Source organism: Curtobacterium sp. PhB136 (assembly GCF_004346855.1).
In the GTDB taxonomy this organism is placed as follows: domain Bacteria; phylum Actinomycetota; class Actinomycetes; order Actinomycetales; family Microbacteriaceae; genus Curtobacterium.
The window spans coordinates 316527-334570 of record NZ_SMGH01000008.1 but is presented as its reverse complement, the minus strand read 5'-3'; the positions used below and the strand labels follow the sequence as shown (position 1 = coordinate 334570).

General features: G+C 70.8%; 18 protein-coding genes. 17 read left to right on the top strand and 1 reads right to left on the bottom strand.

Translation table 11 applies throughout. From position 1 onward, the window contains the following. The first annotated feature begins 44 nt into the window (after window positions 1-44). From aroA to trmD, 8 genes are all read left to right on the top strand, one after another. Window positions 45-3209 carry a 3-phosphoshikimate 1-carboxyvinyltransferase gene (gene aroA / locus EDF27_RS15465; RefSeq protein WP_132049778.1) on the top strand — a complete coding sequence of 1055 codons (3165 nt, stop codon included), beginning with the start codon at window positions 45-47 and terminating at the stop codon, window positions 3207-3209. Continuing rightward, a complete protein-coding gene (locus tag EDF27_RS15460; RefSeq protein ID WP_207909645.1) occupies window positions 3206-4375 on the top strand; it encodes an acyl-CoA dehydrogenase family protein in 1170 nt (389 codons plus the stop codon). Before aroA ends, EDF27_RS15460 begins: the two co-directional genes overlap by 4 nt. Before the next feature lie 86 nt (window positions 4376-4461). Further along, complete coding sequence (locus tag EDF27_RS15455; protein ID WP_123704734.1) at window positions 4462-5310, top strand: SDR family oxidoreductase; 849 nt, start codon at window positions 4462-4464, stop codon at window positions 5308-5310. 2 nt (window positions 5311-5312) lie between these two features. Beyond that, window positions 5313-7436 carry an FAD-dependent oxidoreductase gene (locus EDF27_RS15450; protein ID WP_132049776.1) on the top strand — a complete coding sequence of 708 codons (2124 nt, stop codon included), beginning with the start codon at window positions 5313-5315 and terminating at the stop codon, window positions 7434-7436. Between the two features lie 168 nt (window positions 7437-7604). Next, window positions 7605-8015 carry a 30S ribosomal protein S16 gene (gene rpsP / locus EDF27_RS15445; RefSeq protein WP_123653747.1) on the top strand — a complete coding sequence of 137 codons (411 nt, stop codon included), beginning with the start codon at window positions 7605-7607 and terminating at the stop codon, window positions 8013-8015. Window positions 8016-8019: 4 nt separating this feature from the next. Then, a complete protein-coding gene (locus tag EDF27_RS15440; RefSeq protein ID WP_022905822.1) occupies window positions 8020-8256 on the top strand; it encodes an RNA-binding protein in 237 nt (78 codons plus the stop codon). Further along, the gene (gene rimM / locus EDF27_RS15435) at window positions 8213-8815 is read left to right on the top strand and encodes a ribosome maturation factor RimM (RefSeq protein ID WP_123653746.1); all 603 of its coding nucleotides are present in this window, start codon (window positions 8213-8215) and stop codon (window positions 8813-8815) included. Before EDF27_RS15440 ends, rimM begins: the two co-directional genes overlap by 44 nt. Window positions 8816-8817: 2 nt before the next feature. Then, window positions 8818-9516: a tRNA (guanosine(37)-N1)-methyltransferase TrmD gene (trmD, locus tag EDF27_RS15430; protein ID WP_123704730.1), complete on the top strand. Its 699-nt coding sequence runs from the start codon at window positions 8818-8820 to the stop codon at window positions 9514-9516. Between the two features lie 206 nt (window positions 9517-9722). Here the strand turns inward: trmD and map are convergent, their stop codons facing one another. Beyond that, on the bottom strand, window positions 9723-10514 hold the full coding sequence (gene map / locus EDF27_RS15425; protein WP_132049774.1) for a type I methionyl aminopeptidase: 792 nt from the start codon (window positions 10512-10514) through the stop codon (window positions 9723-9725). Between the two features lie 181 nt (window positions 10515-10695). Here map and rplS point away from each other — a divergent pair, with 181 nt between their 5' ends. From rplS to EDF27_RS15380, 9 genes are all read left to right on the top strand, one after another. Continuing rightward, window positions 10696-11052 carry a 50S ribosomal protein L19 gene (gene rplS, locus EDF27_RS15420; RefSeq protein WP_056126034.1) on the top strand — a complete coding sequence of 119 codons (357 nt, stop codon included), beginning with the start codon at window positions 10696-10698 and terminating at the stop codon, window positions 11050-11052. Between the two features lie 182 nt (window positions 11053-11234). Continuing rightward, the gene (gene lepB, locus EDF27_RS15415) at window positions 11235-11981 is read left to right on the top strand and encodes a signal peptidase I (RefSeq protein WP_132049772.1); all 747 of its coding nucleotides are present in this window, start codon (window positions 11235-11237) and stop codon (window positions 11979-11981) included. After that, the gene (locus EDF27_RS15410) at window positions 11978-12676 is read left to right on the top strand and encodes a ribonuclease HII (RefSeq protein WP_123653742.1); all 699 of its coding nucleotides are present in this window, start codon (window positions 11978-11980) and stop codon (window positions 12674-12676) included. Before lepB ends, EDF27_RS15410 begins: the two co-directional genes overlap by 4 nt. Before the next feature lie 42 nt (window positions 12677-12718). Beyond that, window positions 12719-13042 carry a DUF2469 family protein gene (locus tag EDF27_RS15405; protein ID WP_111115750.1) on the top strand — a complete coding sequence of 108 codons (324 nt, stop codon included), beginning with the start codon at window positions 12719-12721 and terminating at the stop codon, window positions 13040-13042. A 107-nt stretch (window positions 13043-13149) separates the two neighbouring features. Continuing rightward, window positions 13150-13497: an Lsr2 family protein gene (locus tag EDF27_RS15400; protein ID WP_132049856.1), complete on the top strand. Its 348-nt coding sequence runs from the start codon at window positions 13150-13152 to the stop codon at window positions 13495-13497. A 138-nt stretch (window positions 13498-13635) separates the two neighbouring features. After that, a complete protein-coding gene (locus tag EDF27_RS15395) occupies window positions 13636-13989 on the top strand; it encodes a YraN family protein (RefSeq protein ID WP_132049770.1) in 354 nt (117 codons plus the stop codon). Next, window positions 13986-15518: a YifB family Mg chelatase-like AAA ATPase gene (locus tag EDF27_RS15390; protein ID WP_132049768.1), complete on the top strand. Its 1533-nt coding sequence runs from the start codon at window positions 13986-13988 to the stop codon at window positions 15516-15518. The genes EDF27_RS15395 and EDF27_RS15390 overlap by 4 nt, the downstream gene beginning before the upstream one ends. Next, window positions 15518-16792, top strand: a complete 1275-nt coding sequence (dprA, locus tag EDF27_RS15385) for a DNA-processing protein DprA (protein ID WP_132049766.1) — start codon at window positions 15518-15520, stop codon at window positions 16790-16792. The genes EDF27_RS15390 and dprA overlap by 1 nt, the downstream gene beginning before the upstream one ends. A 33-nt stretch (window positions 16793-16825) precedes the next feature. Next, window positions 16826-17878: a tyrosine recombinase XerC gene (locus EDF27_RS15380; RefSeq protein ID WP_132049764.1), complete on the top strand. Its 1053-nt coding sequence runs from the start codon at window positions 16826-16828 to the stop codon at window positions 17876-17878. Window positions 17879-18044 lie beyond the last annotated feature (166 nt).

The following is an 18044-nucleotide window of genomic DNA, read 5'->3' as shown; positions in this document are numbered from 1 at the left end:
CCACCGGGACTACCGTAGAAGCGCTCAACAGGGAAGAGGAACGCATGCAGCTGGTCGTACGCGGTACGTCCGCACCGCTCGTCGGAGAGCTCGACATCCCGGTCTCGAAGTACCACGCGCACCGCGCGCTGGTGCTCGCGTCCCTGGCGAAGGGGACGAGCATCGTCTCCGGGATCAGCACGACGCGGCAGGTCGAGTGGACCGTCGGCACCCTCCGTGCGCTCGGGATCGACATCAAGCGCCGCGGGAACGAGTACCACGTCACCGGTCTTGGCGGGCGGTACGAAGCGACGGACGTCGTCGACCACGGATCACGCGGCGCCGACGGGATCCTCAACATGGGCTCCTCCGGCACGACGCTCTACTTCATGACGGGCTTGGCGTCCCTCGCGGACAAGCCGATGACCCTGTCGGGCATGAAGTACTTCCAGCGCCGCCCGATCAAGGCGCTGCTCACCTCGCTGACGCAGATGGGCGTCGAACTCGAAGCGACGAACGACTGCCCGCCGGTCACCGTCCAGCCGAAGCGCCCGCGCGGCGGTGACGTGCAGATAGCCGGCACGCTCTCGCAGTGGATCTCCGGCCTGCTCCTCGTCGCGCCCTTCGCCGACCAGGAGACCCGGATCCACATCACCGGCGGCCGTCTCAACGAGCAGCCCTACGTCGAGCTGACGGTGCGCATGATGCGCCAGTTCGGCCTGACGGTGGAGGTCTCCGACGACTGGCTCGAGTACCGGATCCCGGCGAACCAGCAGGCGACCCCGCACGACTACGTGATCCCGCCGGACATCGGGTCGGCAGCGTTCGGCATCGCCGCCGCCGGCATCCGCGAGTCGAACGTGCTGCTCCGCGGCATGACCTCGTTCACGACCGCCGACACGGACCACCCGGAGAGCGAGTTCCTCGACCTCGCGACGGCGATGGGCGTGCCGATGCGCATCGACGAGGAAACGGGCTTCGTGCGCATCGAGCACGACGGTTCCCCGCTGAAGCCCCTCGACATCGACTGCCAGCCGATCCCGGACCTCCTGCCGATCCTGTCCACCATGGCGACCTTCGCCGAGGGCACGACCCGGCTCTGGAACGTGGCGCACATCCGCCTCAAGGAATCCGACCGCGTCGCGGCGATGCTCCAGCTGAACCGGATGGGCGGCCGCGCCGAGCAGGGCGCCGACGAACTCCGTGTCACGGGCGTCGGCGCGGGGGAGCTGCACGGGGCCTCGATGTCCTCGTTCAACGACCACCGCGTCCTGATGTCGCTCGCGGTCGCCGCGTCCAAGGCCGAGGGCGTCTCGGCCATGACGTACCCCCGCGCGTACCGGATCTCGTACCCGACCTTCCTCGAGGCGATGAACTCCGTCGGCCTCGAGATGGAGGTCGGCGACGCCGAAGCAGCGATGGCCGCGGCCGACGCCCGCGCCGACCGCGCGGACGTGGCGAACCAGCACACCGACCTCGGTGAGGACACCGACGCGGTCACCCGCGCCGAGGACCTCCCCGAGCTGACCGGTGTGGACGCCGACCCGCTGGTCCTCAGCGAGAAGGTCCGCACCCTCTCGCAGGAGGACCCGGACGGCCTCGCCGTGATCGAGGTCGGCGGCCCCGAGCCGGTCAACACGACGTGGAAGGAACTGCAGGACGAAGCCGACAAGGTCTCGGCGCTGCTCCTCGAGCTCGGGGTCCGCACCGGCGAGTCCGTCGCGATGCAGCTCCCGAACTGGCGCGAGTTCGTCTCCATCACGCTCGGCGCGATCCAGATCGGCGCCGTCGCGACGCCGATCATGCCCGTCTTCGGCCCGCGCGAGACCACGATGACGCTGGCACGCTCCCGTGCCCGCGTGGTGTTCCTGCCGAACGTGTTCCGGAAGCGCCGTCCCGCACTCGAGCTCCTCGACGTCGTCGACGAAGCGAAGGCGCAGAACCGCCGCCTCGCGGTCGAGCACGTCGTCGTCATCCGCTCGGAAGCCCGCGGCCAGGGGGACACCCCGACCAACCAGGCACCCCTGCCCGCTGATGCCGCCGAGCGCGTCGCCGCGAGCGAGTGGAACTGGCGGTACTTCGACACGGCGCTCGAGAGCGTCCAGGTGGACGTCGAGCAGATCGCCTCGCACGCCCCCACCCCGGACGACATCTGCCAGCTGCTCTTCACCTCCGGCACCACCGGCGAGCCCAAGGGCGTGCAGCACCCGCACCGCACGCTCGGCCTCGCCACGGCGATGCACGTCGCGCAGTCCGGCTTGACGAGCGCGGACCGGATCTACATCCCGTCGCCGCTCGCACACCAGACCGGGTTCCTCTACGGCATGCTCCTGGCGTTCCGCCTCGGCGCACCGCAGGTCATCCAACCGGTGTGGGACGGCCGTGTCGCCCTCGAGCAGGCCTTCGGTGCGGCCGGCGCGACGTTCGTGCAGTGCGCCACGCCGTTCCTGACCGACCTCGTCGACCTGGTCGAGGCCGGGGCACCGCAGCCCGAGGCGCTCCGGATCTTCGTCCCGACCGGTGCCGCGGTTCCCCGTGCGCTGGCCCAGCGGGCGGCGACGGTGCTCGGCACCGCGATCCTCGGTGCCTTCGGCACGAGCGAGACGTGCCTCGGTGCGCTCTCCAGCCCGACCGACGACCCGTCGGACGCGTACGGCCACGACGGCCGTGCCCTGCCCGGGATCACGATCCGCATCGTCGACGACGAGGGCAACGAACTCCCGGCGGACACCGAGGGCAACTTCGAGCTGTACTCGCCGACGATGTTCGACGGCTACCTCGACCGCCCCGACCTCACCGACGACGTCTTCACCGAGGACGGCTGGTACAAGACCGGCGACCTCGCGAAGCTGTCCGAGCAGGGCTTCCTGTCCATCACCGGACGCATCAAGGACGTCATCAACCGTGGTGGCGAGAAGATCCCGGTCGTCGAGATCGAGAACCTGCTCTACCAGCACCCGCTCGTCACCGACGTCGCCATCGTGGCGATGCCCGACGAGCGGCTCGGGGAGCGTGCCTGCGCGTTCGTGGTGTCGGCCCGCGCGGACGAGTCGCTCGACTTCGACGCCATGCAGCAGTACCTCGAGGCTGCGGGCGTGTCCAAGTACTACTGGCCGGAACGGCTCGAGTACATCGCCGAGCTGCCGCGCAACGCGGTCGGCAAGGTCCAGAAGAACGTCCTGCGCGAGCAGGCTGCAGCGCTCGTCGCGACCAAGGAGAACGAACGATGACGATGGTGATGGAAACCGCCGCCGAGCAGGACTTCCAGCAGCTCAAGGCCGAGGTCACCGAGTGGGTGCGCGGCCGTGGCGAAGAGTGGGCGAACGAGATCGAGCGCACCGGCCAGGTCGCGCCGGAGCTCTTCCAGGAGCTCAAGGACAAGGGGTGGCTGAGCCTCGCGGCGCCGACCGAGCTCGGTGGGCGCGACATCCCGTTCTCGCGCTACCTCGAGATCATGGAGATCGTGTCGCGCTCGCACGCGTCGATCCGGATGCTCGTGCACGTGATCAACGGCACCTGGCGCGCGATGGCCCCGTACGCCACCCCCGAGCAGATCGAGGAAGTGGTCAAGCCCTCCGTCGCCGGTGACAAGCTCGTCGCGTTCACGCTGACCGAGGCCACGGCCGGCACCGGCGCGGACATCCGCACCACGGTCCGCCGTGAGGGCGACACCTACGTGATGAACGGCGAGAAGCACCTCATCACGTTCGGCGTCAAGTGCGACTACTGGCTGATCGCGGCCCGGCTCGAGGGCACGACGGGCCAGGACGGCACCGTCGCGTTCCTGATGCCGAACACCGGGCTGCCGGGTGCTGAGGTGATCGACGACTCGGACACCATGGGCATCCGCGGCACCGACCACGCGATCCTCCGCTTCACGGACACCCCGGTCCCGGCCAGCGCGCTCCTCGGGGAAGAGGGCCAGGGCCTCGAGGTCGCGCTCGGCGGGTTCCTCCTGCCGAGCCGCGTCTCGGTCGCGATGAGCGCCGTCGGGCTGGCCGAGCGGGCGAACGAGCTCGCCGTCGAGTACGCCAACGAGCGCGAGACGTTCGGCAAGAAGCTCTCCAGCCGCCAGGCCATCCAGTTCTACATCGCGGAGAACTACGCGGACATCGCCGCTGCGCGTGCGCTCGTCCTCGAAGCCGCCCGCGCCTACGAAGAGGGCCGCCCCGATGCCGGCACGCTCTCCAGCGCCTCCAAGATGGTCGCGGTCGACATGCTCGCCCGCGTCACGGACAAGGCACTGCAGGTGCACGGCGGCCAGGGCTACTGGAAGCGCAACGCGATCGAGCGCGTGTACCGCGACGCCCGCGCGCAGCGCTTCGAAGAGGGCACCAACGAGATCCAGAAGCTGGTCGTCGGCCGCGCCGTCGTGACCGGCCAGGCCGGGTTCTAGCCGCAACCAACCACCGGACGGGAGGCCCGGTGCGGGCCCGCCCCGAGCCTCCCGTCCGTCTCGCACCACGTCAGCAAAGGACACAAGTGACCGACAGCACCGCACCCATCGCGCTCATCACCGGCGCCTCCCGCGGCATCGGCCGTCTGCTCGCGCAGAAGCTCGGCCAGCGCGGCGTGACCGTCGTCGTGACGTACAAGGGCAACGCCGACCTGGCCGAGGAGTCGCTCGCCGACGTCAAGGCCGCCGGTGGCGACGGGATCACCGCCCAGGTGGACATCGAGCAGCCGGAGTCGATCGACGCCCTGTTCGACCTGGTGCGCGACACGTACGGTCGCCTCGACTACTTCGTCGCGAACGCCGCCGCGAGCGCCTTCAAGCCGGTCGCCGACCTGAAGCTGCACCACCTCGACCGCAGCTACGCCACGAACGCCCGCTCGTTCGTGCTCGGTGCCCAGCGCGCCGCACAGCTCATGGACAAGGGCGGCCGCATCGTCGTCGTCACCTCGTACGGCTCGCTCCGCGCGTTCCCGACGTACGCCGCGCTCGGTGCCGCGAAGGCGATGAGCGAGTCCTACATGAAGTACATGGCGGTCGAGTTCGGTCCGCGCCAGATCACCGTGAACGCGGTCAACGGCGGGCTCATCGACACCGACTCGCTCGAGTACTTCTACACGAAGGTCCCCGGCCAGGCGCCGATCGAGACCGTCTACGAGAAGCTGCCGCTGCAGCGCCCGGGCACCGCGGACGACATGGCAGACGCCGTGGACTTCCTGCTCTCCGACAAGGCGTCGTACATCACGGGTCAGGTCCTCTCCGTCGACGGCGGGCTCACCGTCATCGCGCCGCCGTACTGGGCGGACACGACGTCGCCGCTCCGCGACGCGGTGCTGCCGTCGGACGGCTCGGTCACGAACGCCGCGGACGCCTCGTAGCCATGACCGTCGCCGCTCCCGACACCGCCGTCGCGACCGTCGCGTCCCCGTGGACGCTCGGCCCGCTGCACCTGCCCAACCGGGTCGTGATGGGGTCGATGCACACCGGGCTCGAGGTGCACGACGACGGCGGGGTCGGGATGGCGGCGTTCTACCGTGAGCGCGCGGCCGGCGGTGCCGCGTGCATCATCACCGGCGGGATCGCGATCTCCGACGAAGCGCGTGGTGGCCCGGACTTCGCGGTGTTCGGCGTCGACGGCGCGGACGAGCGGTTCCGCCTCGCGGTCGAGGCCGTGCACGAGTCCGGCGGCACCATCCTCGCGCAGCTGTTCCACGCCGGCCGGTACGCGCTCGTCGCGGGCATGACGGACCGGCACGGCGCTCCGCAGCGTGCGGTCGCGCCGTCCGCGCTGCCGTGGGCGGCCGCCCGTGGCGTGGTGCCGACGGAGCTGACCGGCGCGGAGGTCGAGCAGACCATCGAGGACTTCGCCGCCGCGGCGCGGAGCGCCCGGGACATCGGCTTCGACGGCGTCGAGATCATGGCGTCCGAGGGCTACCTGATCAACCAGTTCGCGTCGCCGCTGACGAACCTCCGCGACGACGAGTGGGGCGGCTCGGCTGCTGCGAGGCGGCGGTTCCCGGTCGAGGTCGTCCGCGCCGTGCGTGCCGCGGTGCCCGACCTCGCCGTGACGATCCGGCTCTCCGGCGCCGACCTGATGCCCGGTTCCTCCACGGACGACGACGTCGACGCCCTGGTGCACGAACTCCTGCCGCTCGGGCTCGACGGCATCTCGGTCGGCATCGGTTGGCACGAGTCCCGCACCCCGACCGTGCAGGCCGCGGTGCCGCACGGGGCGTGGCTGTCCTACGCGGAGCGCATCGCCCGGGTGGTGCGCGCCTCGGAGCACCCGGACGTCCGGGTGATCGCGTCGAACCGGATGACGGACCTCCGCGACGGTGAGGCCGTGCTCGCGGACGGGCTGATCGACGCCGTCGCCCTCGCGCGCCCGTTCCTCGCCGACCCCGAGATCGTGTCGCGTTCCCTCGGCGGACGATTCGACCTCGTCAACACCTGCATCGGCTGCAACCAGGCCTGTCTCGACCGCTCGATCATCGGCCAGCCGGTGTCCTGCCTGGTGAACCCGCGCGCCGCACGCGAAGTCGCGTTCCCGGCGCGGCCGACCGCCGAGCCGAAGCGCGTCGACGTCGTCGGCGGGGGACCGGCCGGCCTCGCCGCCGCGGTGGACGCCGCACGGCGCGGGCACCGGGTCACCCTGTGGGAAGCAACGGACACGCTCGGCGGTCAGTTCGGCCTCGCCGCGCTCGTTCCCGGGAAAGAGGACTACGCCGCGACCATCCGGGCCGCGCGCACCGAGCTCCACGACCGGGGTGCCACCGTGCACCTCGGCCGTGCGGCGACCGCTGCCGACCTCGCCGACAGCGAGGCCGTGGTCCTCGCCGCCGGGGTGGTCCCGCGCCTCGTCGACATCGCGGGCGCCGACCTGCCGCACGTCCGCTCGTACGAGCAGGCCCTCCGCGAAGGTGTCCCTGACGGCACCGTCGCGATCATCGGCGGCGGTGGGATCGGGGTCGACACGGCCGCGTTCCTCACCGAGTCCCCGGACGAGGTCGTGCGCGCAGCGGAGTTCGCTGCACGCTGGGACCTCGCCGTGGCGACCGAGGTCGTCGGCGACCTGCCGCAGCGCCAGCCCACGGCGCTCCGGACCCTGCGTCCCGGCGACCAGGTCACCGTGCTCCGCCGCTCGGGCAAGTTCGGGCAGGGCGTCGGGCTCACCTCGCGCTGGGTCGCCCTCGGCCGGCTGCGCGACGCCGGGGTGCGCATGGTCGGCGGTGTCCAGGAGTACCTGCGCATCGAACCCGGTGCGCTCTGGATCCGCGACGAGGACGGCGCGGAGCGCATGGTCCCGGCGGACAACGTCGTGATCTGCGCGGGGCAGGAGCAGGCGATCGACACCGACGGTGACGACCCCACCGGACTGGTGTCGGGCCTCCAGGCCGCGGGGGTGCCGTACGCCGTCGTCGGCGGCGCACGCGACGCCCGGAGCGTCGACGCGGTCCGCGCGACGTCCGAAGCGCTCGAAGCCGTGCGCGCACTCGCACCGTAGCGGCGCGTCCCGGCTCGCTTCTCGGGCCGACATCTGTAAGAATGAACGGTCGAAACGTGTCCGCTCGACCCTCTATCCAGCGGATCACGTATCTCTCGAGCTTCCACCGCGCGTGCCCCCACGCCCGCGGTTCCGGTTCAACCACAACAACACGCAACAGGAGCATTTGTGGCTGTCAAGATCCGTCTCAAGCGTCTCGGTAAGATCCGGGCGCCGTACTACCGCATCGTCGTCGCCGACTCGCGCACCAAGCGCGACGGTCGCGTCATCGAGGAGATCGGCAAGTACCACCCGACCGAGGAGCCCTCGTTCATCGAGGTCAAGTCGGACCGTGCGCAGTACTGGCTCGGCGTCGGCGCGCAGCCGACCGAGCAGGTCGCGGCCCTCCTCAAGCTGACTGGCGACTGGGCCAAGTTCAAGGGCGAGAAGGACACCGAGTCCAAGGTCCAGGTCAAGCAGCCGAAGGAAGCCTTCGTCGTCGACTCGTCGAAGAAGGCCGTCCTGAAGCCCAAGTCGGAGAAGAAGGCCCCGGCCGCTCCGGCCGAGGCCGACGCCGACGCAGAGACGACCGAGGCGTAATTCCTTGCTCGAATCCGCGCTGACGCACCTCGTCAAGGGGATCGTCGATCACCCTGACGACGTGCGCGTCGCCAGTTCCACCTCCGCGCGGGGCGAGGTCCTCGAGGTGCGCGTGCACCCCGAGGACCTCGGCCGCGTGATCGGACGCGCCGGTCGGACCGCCAAGGCGCTCCGCACCCTCGTCACGGCTCTCGCCGATGGCAAGCGGGTGCGGGTCGACGTGGTCGACACCGATTCCTGACGAGGCGACCCAACTCCGGGTGGGTCGCATCACCAAGGCGCACGGGCTCAAGGGCGGTCTCAAGCTCGAGCTCTACACCGACGACCCGGATCGTCGGTTCACGCACGGAGCGGTCTTCACGCTCCAGGTCCCCGACGACTCACCGTGGTCGGGGAAGACCATCGCCATCGACGAGCTCCGCTGGTACAACGGTCACCCGGTCGCCTTCTTCGAGGGCATCGCGGACCGTTCCGGCGCCGAGACGCTCGCGCGGGCGATCCTTTGGGTCGACCAGGACCCGAACGAAGAGACCGGCGAAGAAGACGCCTGGTACGACCACCAGCTGGTCGGCCTGAGCGTCGTCCGTGACGGCGTCACCGTCGGCACGGTCGCCCGTGTCGACCACCTGCCGGCGCAGGACCTGCTCGCCGTGTCGACGCCCGACCGGGGCGAGGTCCTCGTGCCGTTCGTCTCCGCGATCGTGCCCTCCGTGGACATCGCGGCCGGCATCGTCACGGTCACGCCCCCGCAGGGTCTGTTCGAGGACCCCGAGGACACGTCCCGACCCGAGACGTTCTAGCCGTGCGCATCGACATCGTCACGATCTTCCCGGAGTTCTTCGGGGTGCTCGACGTCTCGCTGCTCGGCAAGGCACGGCAGGGCGGGCTCCTCGACCTGCACGTGCACGACCTCCGCTCCTGGACCACCGACCGACACCGCACCGTCGACGACACCCCGTACGGCGGCGGTGCCGGCATGGTGATGAAGCCGGAACCGTGGGCACAGGCGCTGTCCTCGATCCTGCGGTCCGACGGCTCGTCGACGCTCGTCGTCCCGACCCCGGCCGGCACCCCCTTCACGCAGTCGATCGCCCGGTCGCTCGCCGCGGAGTCCGACCACCTCGTGTTCGCCTGCGGACGCTACGAGGGGATCGACGCCCGGGTGTTCGAGTGGGCGGCGTCGCGCTGCTCCGTCGTCGAGCTCTCGCTCGGCGACTACGTGCTGAACGGGGGCGAGGTCGCGGCGATGGCCATGATCGAGGCCGTCGGGCGACTCGTCCCGGGGGTCGTGGGCAACCCCGAGTCCCTGGTCGAGGAATCGCACGAGGACGGCCTGCTCGAGTACCCGTCCTACACGAAGCCCGCCGTCTGGCGTGACCTGTCCGTTCCCCCGGTGCTGCTGAGCGGCCACCACGGGAACGTCGCCGCGTGGCGGCACGAGCAGCAGCTGGAGCGGACGCGGCGCGTCCGGCCGGACCTGCTGCCGGAGGCGGGCGCGTAGGTTCCAGCGGTCTCGCGGGGGTTCCGCGCGTAGGCAGTCGTTTCGCGCGTGGGCAGTCGTTTCGCGCGTGGGCAGTCGTTTCGCGCGTGGGTGGTCGTTTCTTTCGACCCCCGACGCGCGTTTCTGCTTTCTCGCGCGCGCGGCATGGGACGGAACGGTCCACGGTCGGGAGGCTCGTGGCGGGGCCGCCACGAGCCTCCCGGCCGTCACACGGTTGCGTCTGCGCGCTGGGCGCGACGCAGCGTCAGGATCTCGGGACCGGTCTCGGTGACCGCGACGGTGTGCTCCACGTGCGCAGCACGGGACCCGTCGACGCTCTTGAGGGTCCAGCCGTCGTCGTCCTGGTAGAGCTCCGCGGTCCCCTGCATGAGCCAGGGCTCGATCGCGACGACGAGCCCGGGGCGGAGCTTCAGCCCGCGCCCGGGGCGACCGTCGTTCGGGACGTGCGGGTCGCCGTGCATCGTGCGGCCCACGCCGTGACCGCCGAACTGCAGGTTGACGTCGTAGCCGCCCTGGTGCGCGACCTCGCCGATGGCGTGGGAGACGTCGCCCAGCTTGTTACCGGGCGCCGCCTGCGCGATGCCCGCCGCGAGCGCGCGTTCCACCGTGTCGATGAGGCGCTGGTCCTCGGCCTGGTGCGTGCCGACCTGCACCGTGACGGCGGAGTCCGCGACCCAGCCGTCGACGCTCGCGGCGAAGTCGAGGCTCACCAGGTCGCCGTCCTGCAGGGAGTAGTCGAACGGCAGTCCGTGGAGTGCGGCGTCGTTGACGGAGGTGCAGAGGTTCTTGCCGAACGGTGACTTGCCGAAGGACGGGTGGTAGTCGACGTAGCAGCTCACCGCGCCGCGCTCCGCGATCATCCGCGCGGCCACCCGATCGAGGTCGAGGAGGTTCACGCCGACGTCCACTGTCGTGAGGAGCTCGTCGAGCACGTCGGCGACGAACCGGCCGGCGACGCGGAGTCCGTCGAGTTCAGCGGGGGTGCGGAGTTCGATCATGCGTCCATCCTCGCGTGTTTTCTGCCTCCGCTGTTTTGTGCGGTGCGACCTCTGTGGCAGTATGGACAGCTGTGCCCTGGCTGGACTCTGCCACGGGGGAGTCGCCGACACCGGGCACATCACCACTTCATCCAATTCGATCCGCGGCGACCCGTGTGCGTCCGCAGAGAGTGACCCAATCATGAGCCAACTCCTCGACAACGTCGACGCAGCATCGCTGCGTACCGACGTCCCGGACTTCCGCGCCGGTGACACCGTCAAGGTCCACGTCAACATCATCGAAGGCACGCGTTCGCGTATCCAGGTCTTCCAGGGTGTCGTCATCGGCCGTCAGGGCCACGGCCTCGGCGAGACCTTCAAGGTCCGCAAGGTCAGCTTCCAGGTCGGTGTCGAGCGCTGGTTCCCGGTGCACTCCCCGATCATCGACCACATCGAGGTCGTCACCCGCGGTGACGTCCGTCGCGCGAAGCTGTACTACCTGCGCGAACTGCGCGGCAAGGCGGCCCGTCGCAAGATCAAGGAGAAGCGCGACAACTGATCGCCTTCACAGCGAGCGTCCGCGAGCCGGACTCTGCTGGCAGCCCCTCGTCCATGTACGGTTGTGCATCGACGGGGGGCTTTCCCGTTGCGCGGGTCCGGCCCGCGTGGGCCCCTGTTCTGCCCGCCCGCGTGGGCCCTGTTCTGCCCGTTGCGCGGGTTGTGTTCTGAACGAGAGCGGAAATGACCGACACCACCGAGGAACCGGGGCGCAGGCCCCGTCCGCACAAGCAGCGGAACGGTGTCCTGACCTTCCTCCGCGACCTGCTCATCATCTTCCTCGCGGCACTCCTGGTCTCGTTCCTCGTCAAGACGTTCCTGATCCGCTCGTTCTACATCCCGTCCGCGTCGATGGAGAACACGCTGCAGATCAACGACCGCGTGATCGTGAACGAGCTCGTCCCGGACACGGTGTCGCTCAAGCGTGGCGACGTCGTCGTCTTCAAGGACCCGGGCGGATGGCTCACCGGGTCCGAGGTGCCGAGCGTCACGCCGACCTCGCAGCCCGCGAAGGCGATCGACTGGCTCCTGACGCAGGTGGGGCTCGGGACCGGTGACAGTGACGACCACCTCATCAAGCGCGTGATCGGTCTGCCCGGGGACAAGGTGGCGTGCTGCAACGACCTCGGCCAGATGACGGTCAACGGCGTCCCCATCAAGGAGCCGTACCTGAAGCTGCCTGCGGCGGAGACCCGCGCATCCGGGACCGACTTCTCCGTCACCGTGCCGAAGGGCACGATCTGGGTGATGGGCGACAACCGCTACGACTCCAAGGACTCCCGGTACAACGGCGACACCCCGTCCAAGGGCTTCGTTCCGCTGTCCGACGTCACCGGGCGTGCGTTCGTGATCTCCTGGCCGACCAGCAGGTGGACCTGGCTCGACGACTACCCGGACGTCTTCGCCGGCGTGGAGGAGAAGGACAAGTGACCCCCGTCCGCCCGTCGCTCCGCCTCGAGAAGTCCTACTTCGCCGAGGGCCGCGTGACGGTCATCGGGGTGGACGAGGTCGGACGCGGCGCGATCGCCGGACCGGTCGCCGTGGGGGTCGCGGCGGTCACCGTCGACGTGCGCCGGGTGCCACAGGGGCTCGCGGACTCGAAGCTCCTCTCCGCGGCACGTCGTACCGAGCTCGTCCCCGTCGTCACGCGGTGGGCCCGCACGGCGGTGGGCATGGCGTCGGCCGAGTTCGTCGACGAGCGGGGGATCATGCCGGCGCTCGGACTCGCGGGAGCGCGTGCGCTGGCGTCGCTCGCGTCGTCCGGGGTGTCGTTCGACGGCGCGATCGTGGTGCTCGACGGTTCGTTCGACTGGTTGTCGAGCGCCCTGCCGCCGTCGTTGGCGCCGGTCTCGTCGCCGCTCGACGTCGTGGTCCGTGTGAAGGCGGATCGCGACTGCGCCTCGGTGGCGGCCGCGTCCGTCGTCGCCAAGGTCGAGCGTGACGCCCTGATGGTGGCCGCGCACGACGACGCCCCGCACTACGCGTGGGCGTCGAACAAGGGGTACGGGTCGACGGCACACTACGACGCGATCCGGGCGGTCGGGCCGCACGCGCTGCACCGGAAGAGCTGGCTGCACGCCGCGTCGAGCGTCGCGCTGGACGGGTTCGACGAGCTCGTGGGGTGAGGTCGTCCGCGGTGCGCGTGTGCGCCGTAGACTATGGGCGCAATGGATGACGACGAATTCGACGACTACGACCGAGAGGTCGAGCTCGCTCTCTACCGTGAGTACCGCGACGTCGTGGCGCAGTTCCGCTACGTGGTCGAGACCGAGCGACGGTTCTACCTCGCCAACGAGGTGGAGCTCGCGCGTCGCGACACCGAGCACGACTTCTACTTCGAACTGACGATGAACGACGTCTGGGTGTGGGACGTCTACCGTTCCGACCGCTTCGTGAAGTCCGTCCGCGTGCTGACGTTCAAGGACGTGAATGTCGAAGAACTCACCTCGCGTGAACTCGAACTCCCGAAGGAACTCGCACTCGACGAGTGATCGTCATTTCGACGGAATCGCTGTGAAACGCCCAGTGCATTTCCGTGGGTGATGTATTTCCCGCTACGCTGGTCGGGAAATACATCCACCGTGCAGAGGAGTACGTAATGGCGCAGAAGGTCACCGTTCAGCTCGTCGACGATCTCGACGACTCACCGATCGCCGCGGGCGACGGTCGTACCGTCGAATTCGCATTCGACGGATCCACCTACGAGATCGACTTGAGCAACGACAACGTCGACAAGTTCCGTGAAGCGATCTCCGACTACGTCGCCGCAGCGCGCAAGGTGAGCGGGCGCCGCACCGGTGGGACCGCGCCGAAGTCCGCGCCGAAGCGCGGCAATTCCGAAGAACTCGCGAAGGTCCGTGAATGGGCCAAGGAGAACGGGTACGAGGTCTCGACCCGCGGCCGTATCTCCACCCAGGTGCAGGAAGCGTACGCAGCCGCACACTGACCCTGCTCCGCGAAGCCCGGTCGACCGTCATGGTCGGCCGGGCTTCGTCGTTCCTCCACAAGGGCTCTCGAGTGCACCGCCGTCCACAGGTCTTCGTGACGGGCTTGGGTTCTGCGACGGCTTCGCGAGTCTTGCCGCATGGGAACAGCGACATTGGGAGCCCGCGGCGAGACGATCGCCGCCGAATGGCTCGAAGCACACGGCTACACGGTGGTCGAACGGAATTGGCGGTGTGCCCGCGGCGAGATCGACATCATCGCCCGACATTCCGGTGATCTCGTCTTCATCGAGGTGAAGGCCCGCGCCGGCGCCACGACCGGGCATCCGCTCGAGGCGATCACGGCAGCGAAACTCAGTCGGTTGCGGCGCCTCGTGCCCGCCTGGTTCGCGGCACATCCCGAAGCGTCGGCGCGGCACATCCGGATCGACGCGATCGCCGTGCACGTCCTCGGCGCTCGCTCCGTCGTCGAGCACGTCGAGGCGATCGCATGACCGAGATCGGTCGCGCCGCCGCCGTCGCGCTGCTCGGGGTGAGCGGACGTCTCGTCGAGGTCGAAGCGCACCTGACCAGCCAGCTGCCGGGGTTCAGCATCATCGGCCTGCCCGACACCTCCCTCGGCGAAGCCCGGGAACGCGTCCGCTCGGCGGCGACGAACGCCGGGTGCCCGTTGCCGGCACGGCGGATCACCGTGAACCTGACACCCGCGGCGATCCCGAAGCGGGGATCCGGCTTCGACCTGGCGATCGCGATGGCGGTGCTCGCCGCCACGGGCACCGCGCCGCGGGTGTCCGGCCGTGTCGTCTACATCGGTGAGCTCGGGCTCGACGGTCGAGTCCGTCCGGTCCCGGGCGTGATCCCGATGACCCTCGCGGCACGGGCGGCCGGAGCCGACCGCGTGGTCGTCCCGATCGGGAACCTCGACGAAGCACGGGTCGTGCCCGGAGTCGTCGTCCACGGCGTCGACTCACTCCGCGGGGCCGCGATCGATGCGGGGGCGCTCCTGCCCCCGGTCGACGTCGACCCGGTCCTGCTCGAGTCACCCGCCGACACCGCGATGCCGCTCGCGGAACTCGGCGACGTCGTCGGCAACGAAGTGGGCGTCCGCGCGATGATCGCGGCCGCTGCCGGTGGGCACCACGTCCTGCTCCTCGGACCACCCGGAGCGGGCAAGACCATGCTCGCCGAACGGCTGCCGGGCATCATGCCCGACCTCCGTGGTGAAGCCGCGCTCGAAGTCGCGGCCGTCCGCTCCGTCGCCGGGCTCGGATCCCGGTCGTGGACCACACGGCCGCCGTGGGAAGCCCCGCACCACTCCGCATCCGCAGTCGCGCTCATCGGCGGCGGGTCCGGCACCATCCGACCGGGCGCGGTGTCCCGGGCCACCCGGGGGATCTTGTTCCTCGATGAAGCCCCCGAGTTCCCGCGGGTCGTGCTCGATGCGCTCCGACAGCCACTCGAGTCCGGGCGCATCACCGTGCACCGTGCTGCCGGCGCCGCCGAGTTCCCGGCACGGTGTCAGGTGGTCCTCGCGGCGAACCCCTGTCCGTGTGGCCACGCCGGCGCCCGCCCCGACCTCGGCGGTCCCGCGTGCGACTGCAGCCCGACGACCGTCCGGCGGTACCTCGGACGGATGTCCGGGCCGCTGCTCGACCGGATCGACATCCGCGTGCACGTGCAGCGAGTGACGACCGGCGCGATCCGACGTGCCGACGGGGCGACCCCGACGAGTGCGGGCGCCCGGGGGATCGTCGCGACCGCGCGGGACCGGATGACGACGCGGCTCGAGGGCACCGGGTGGGGCACGAACGCCGAGGTCGCGGGCAGTTGGCTGCGCAGAGCCGGACGCTTGGAACCGGGGGCGACGTCGCTCCTCGACCGCGCACTCGACCTCGGCACGCTCACCATGCGGGGATGGGACCGGGTCATGCGCCTGGCGTGGACGATCGCCGACCTGGACGGCGTCGACCGTCCGGGTGAGGCGCAGGTCAGGGCCGCTCTGGCACTCCGGAGCGCACTGTGATGCCGGCGACTCAGGCCCGACCCGAAGCAGTCGACCTGCGGTCGGTTCGGCCGTGGGGTCTGCCCGAGGACACCGCCGACGCCCTCGCGCGCATCGCGTGGAGCACCATCGTCGAACCCGGTGACTCGACCGCGGGCCGGCTCGTCGCGATGCTCGGAGCGTCCCGGTCGCTCGGCCTGGTGCTCGACACGATCAACGGCCGCGGCTCGTCGATCGTGCGTGCCTGCTGGGACTCCGGCGAGGTCACGGGCGACGACCTCCATTCGCTCGAGCCATCGCTCGACGCCGGGCTCGCGCGGTGGCGCCCCCGTGCCGACCGGATCGACGTGGCCGAGGTCGTCCGTGCCGCGGCAACCGTCGGCGGAGCGCTCGTCCTGCCCGGAGATCCGGACTGGCCGACGCGGTTCGACGACCTCGAGGCACACGCACCGCTCGTGGTCTGGAGCCGAGGCACTCCGCTCGCCGACCGGTCACGCCTGGTCCACCCGCCGACGCTCGCCGTCGTGGGGTGCCGGGCGAACACGCTCGCCGGCGCCGAAGCCGCGGCAGAGATCACGTCGTCCGCGGCCGATGCGGGATGCACCGTGGTCAGTGGCGGCGCGTACGGGATCGACGCCGTCGCGCACCGGGTGGCGATCGCCGCGGGCACGCCGACGGTCGCGGTGCTCGCCGGCGGGATCGACCAGCTGTACCCGACCGGGCACGTCGAACTCCTGCGCAACGTCAGCCGGCAGGGGGTGCTCCTCGCGGAGTCGCCGCCCGGCACCCGGCCGACACGGTGGCGATTCCTCGCCCGGAACCGGCTGATCGCCGCGCTCGGGGACGCCGTCGTCGTGGTCGAAGCCGCAGCCAGATCCGGCGCGCTCAACACCGCCAACCACGCGGCGCAGCTCGGGCGGCCGGTCCTCGCCGTACCCGGCGCGTTCTCCTCGCCCGCGTCCGTCGGGTGTCACCGGCTCGTCGCCGACGGTCGTGCCGTGCTGGCCGTCCGCCCCGAGGACCCCGCGCGGGCGGCGATCGCGGCGCACTCCGGAGTGGACCGGTTCGAGGACACCGCGCTCACCCTCAGCGGGCCGGCCGAGGACCCGGAGGTCCTGCGGGTCATCGACGCGCTCGGACGCCGCCGGGCGACCACGACCATCGACGTCGCCCGACGATCGGGGCTCTCGGTCATGGCCGCCACGGACGCGCTGGCACTCGCCGAGCTGCAGGGGCTCGTCCACCGCCGGTCCGACGGTTGGGCGGCCGTCCCACCTCCAGCGAGGCGGTCGTGATCGCGCGTGCACGACCCGCCTACGCTGGGCGGCATGGACGACCACCGAGGCGGTGCTCCCGCTGGAAGGCTCGACGTGGCCGTGGAGGCGTTCCTCGCGCACGCCGCCCACGGGCGCGGGCTCAGCGAACAGACGGTCCGTGCTTACCGCGGGGACCTCGAGGACCTCCTCCGGTCGGCCGCGGTCCGCGGTGTCGAACAGCTCGACGGGCTGACGCTCGACGTCCTCCGCGACTGGCTGTGGGAAGCGAACGAGCGGGGACTGGCCCGGGCGAGCATCGCCAGGCGCTCGTCGTCCGTCCGCGCGTTCACCCGGTGGGCGAGCGAGACGGGGCTCGTGGCGACGGACCCGGGGGTGCGGTTGCGGGCGCCGAAGGGGGCGTCGCACCTCCCGCGCGTCGTGTCCGAGGACCAGGTGCGCGTGCTGCTCGACGGGCTCGCTGCCCGTGCGGCGGGGGACGACCCAGGGGCGCTCCGCGACGTCGCACTCGTCGAGCTCCTCTACGCGGCGGCGATCCGCGTGAGCGAGCTGGTGGGCATCGACACAGCCGACGTGGACCGCGGGCGGCTCACCGTCCGGGTCCTCGGCAAGGGCGGGAAGGAGCGGGTGGTGCCCTTCGGTGTGCCCGCTCGGGACGCGATGGAGGCCTGGCTGTCGCGAGGCCGCCCGGTGCTCCTCGAGCGCGCCGCGGCCGCGAGCTCAGGCTCGGCCGCGGCCGCTGCCGCTGCCGCTGCCGCTGCCGCTGCGGGCGCGGGCGCGGGCACGGGCGCGGGCGCGGGCACGGCGACGGGGAGATCGGCTGTGGCCACGGACGCGCTGTTCCTCGGGGATCGCGGTGGTCGGCTCGGGGTCCGGAGCGCGTACCGGATCGTGGCACGGCTGCTCGAGGACCTGCCCGGCGAGGGGCCGAGCGGACCGCACACCTTCCGGCACACCGCGGCGACGCACCTGCTCGACGGGGGAGCGGACCTCCGTGCCGTCCAGGAACTCCTCGGTCACGCAAGCCTCGGCACGACGCAGATCTACACCCACGTTTCCTCCGCCCGCCTCCGCGAGGTCTACCGCACGGCCCATCCCCGCGCCTGACCGCGCGCAGGTCAGCGACTCGGCTCGGTCTCGGTCTCGGTTCGGTCGCGCGACCGGCTCGTTCCGGCCCGGTCGGCTCGTTCCCGCGGGACGAACTCGTTCCCGCGCGACCGGCTCGCTCCGGCACGACCGCCTCGGTCACGATCGGCTCGGTCTCGCGCGACCA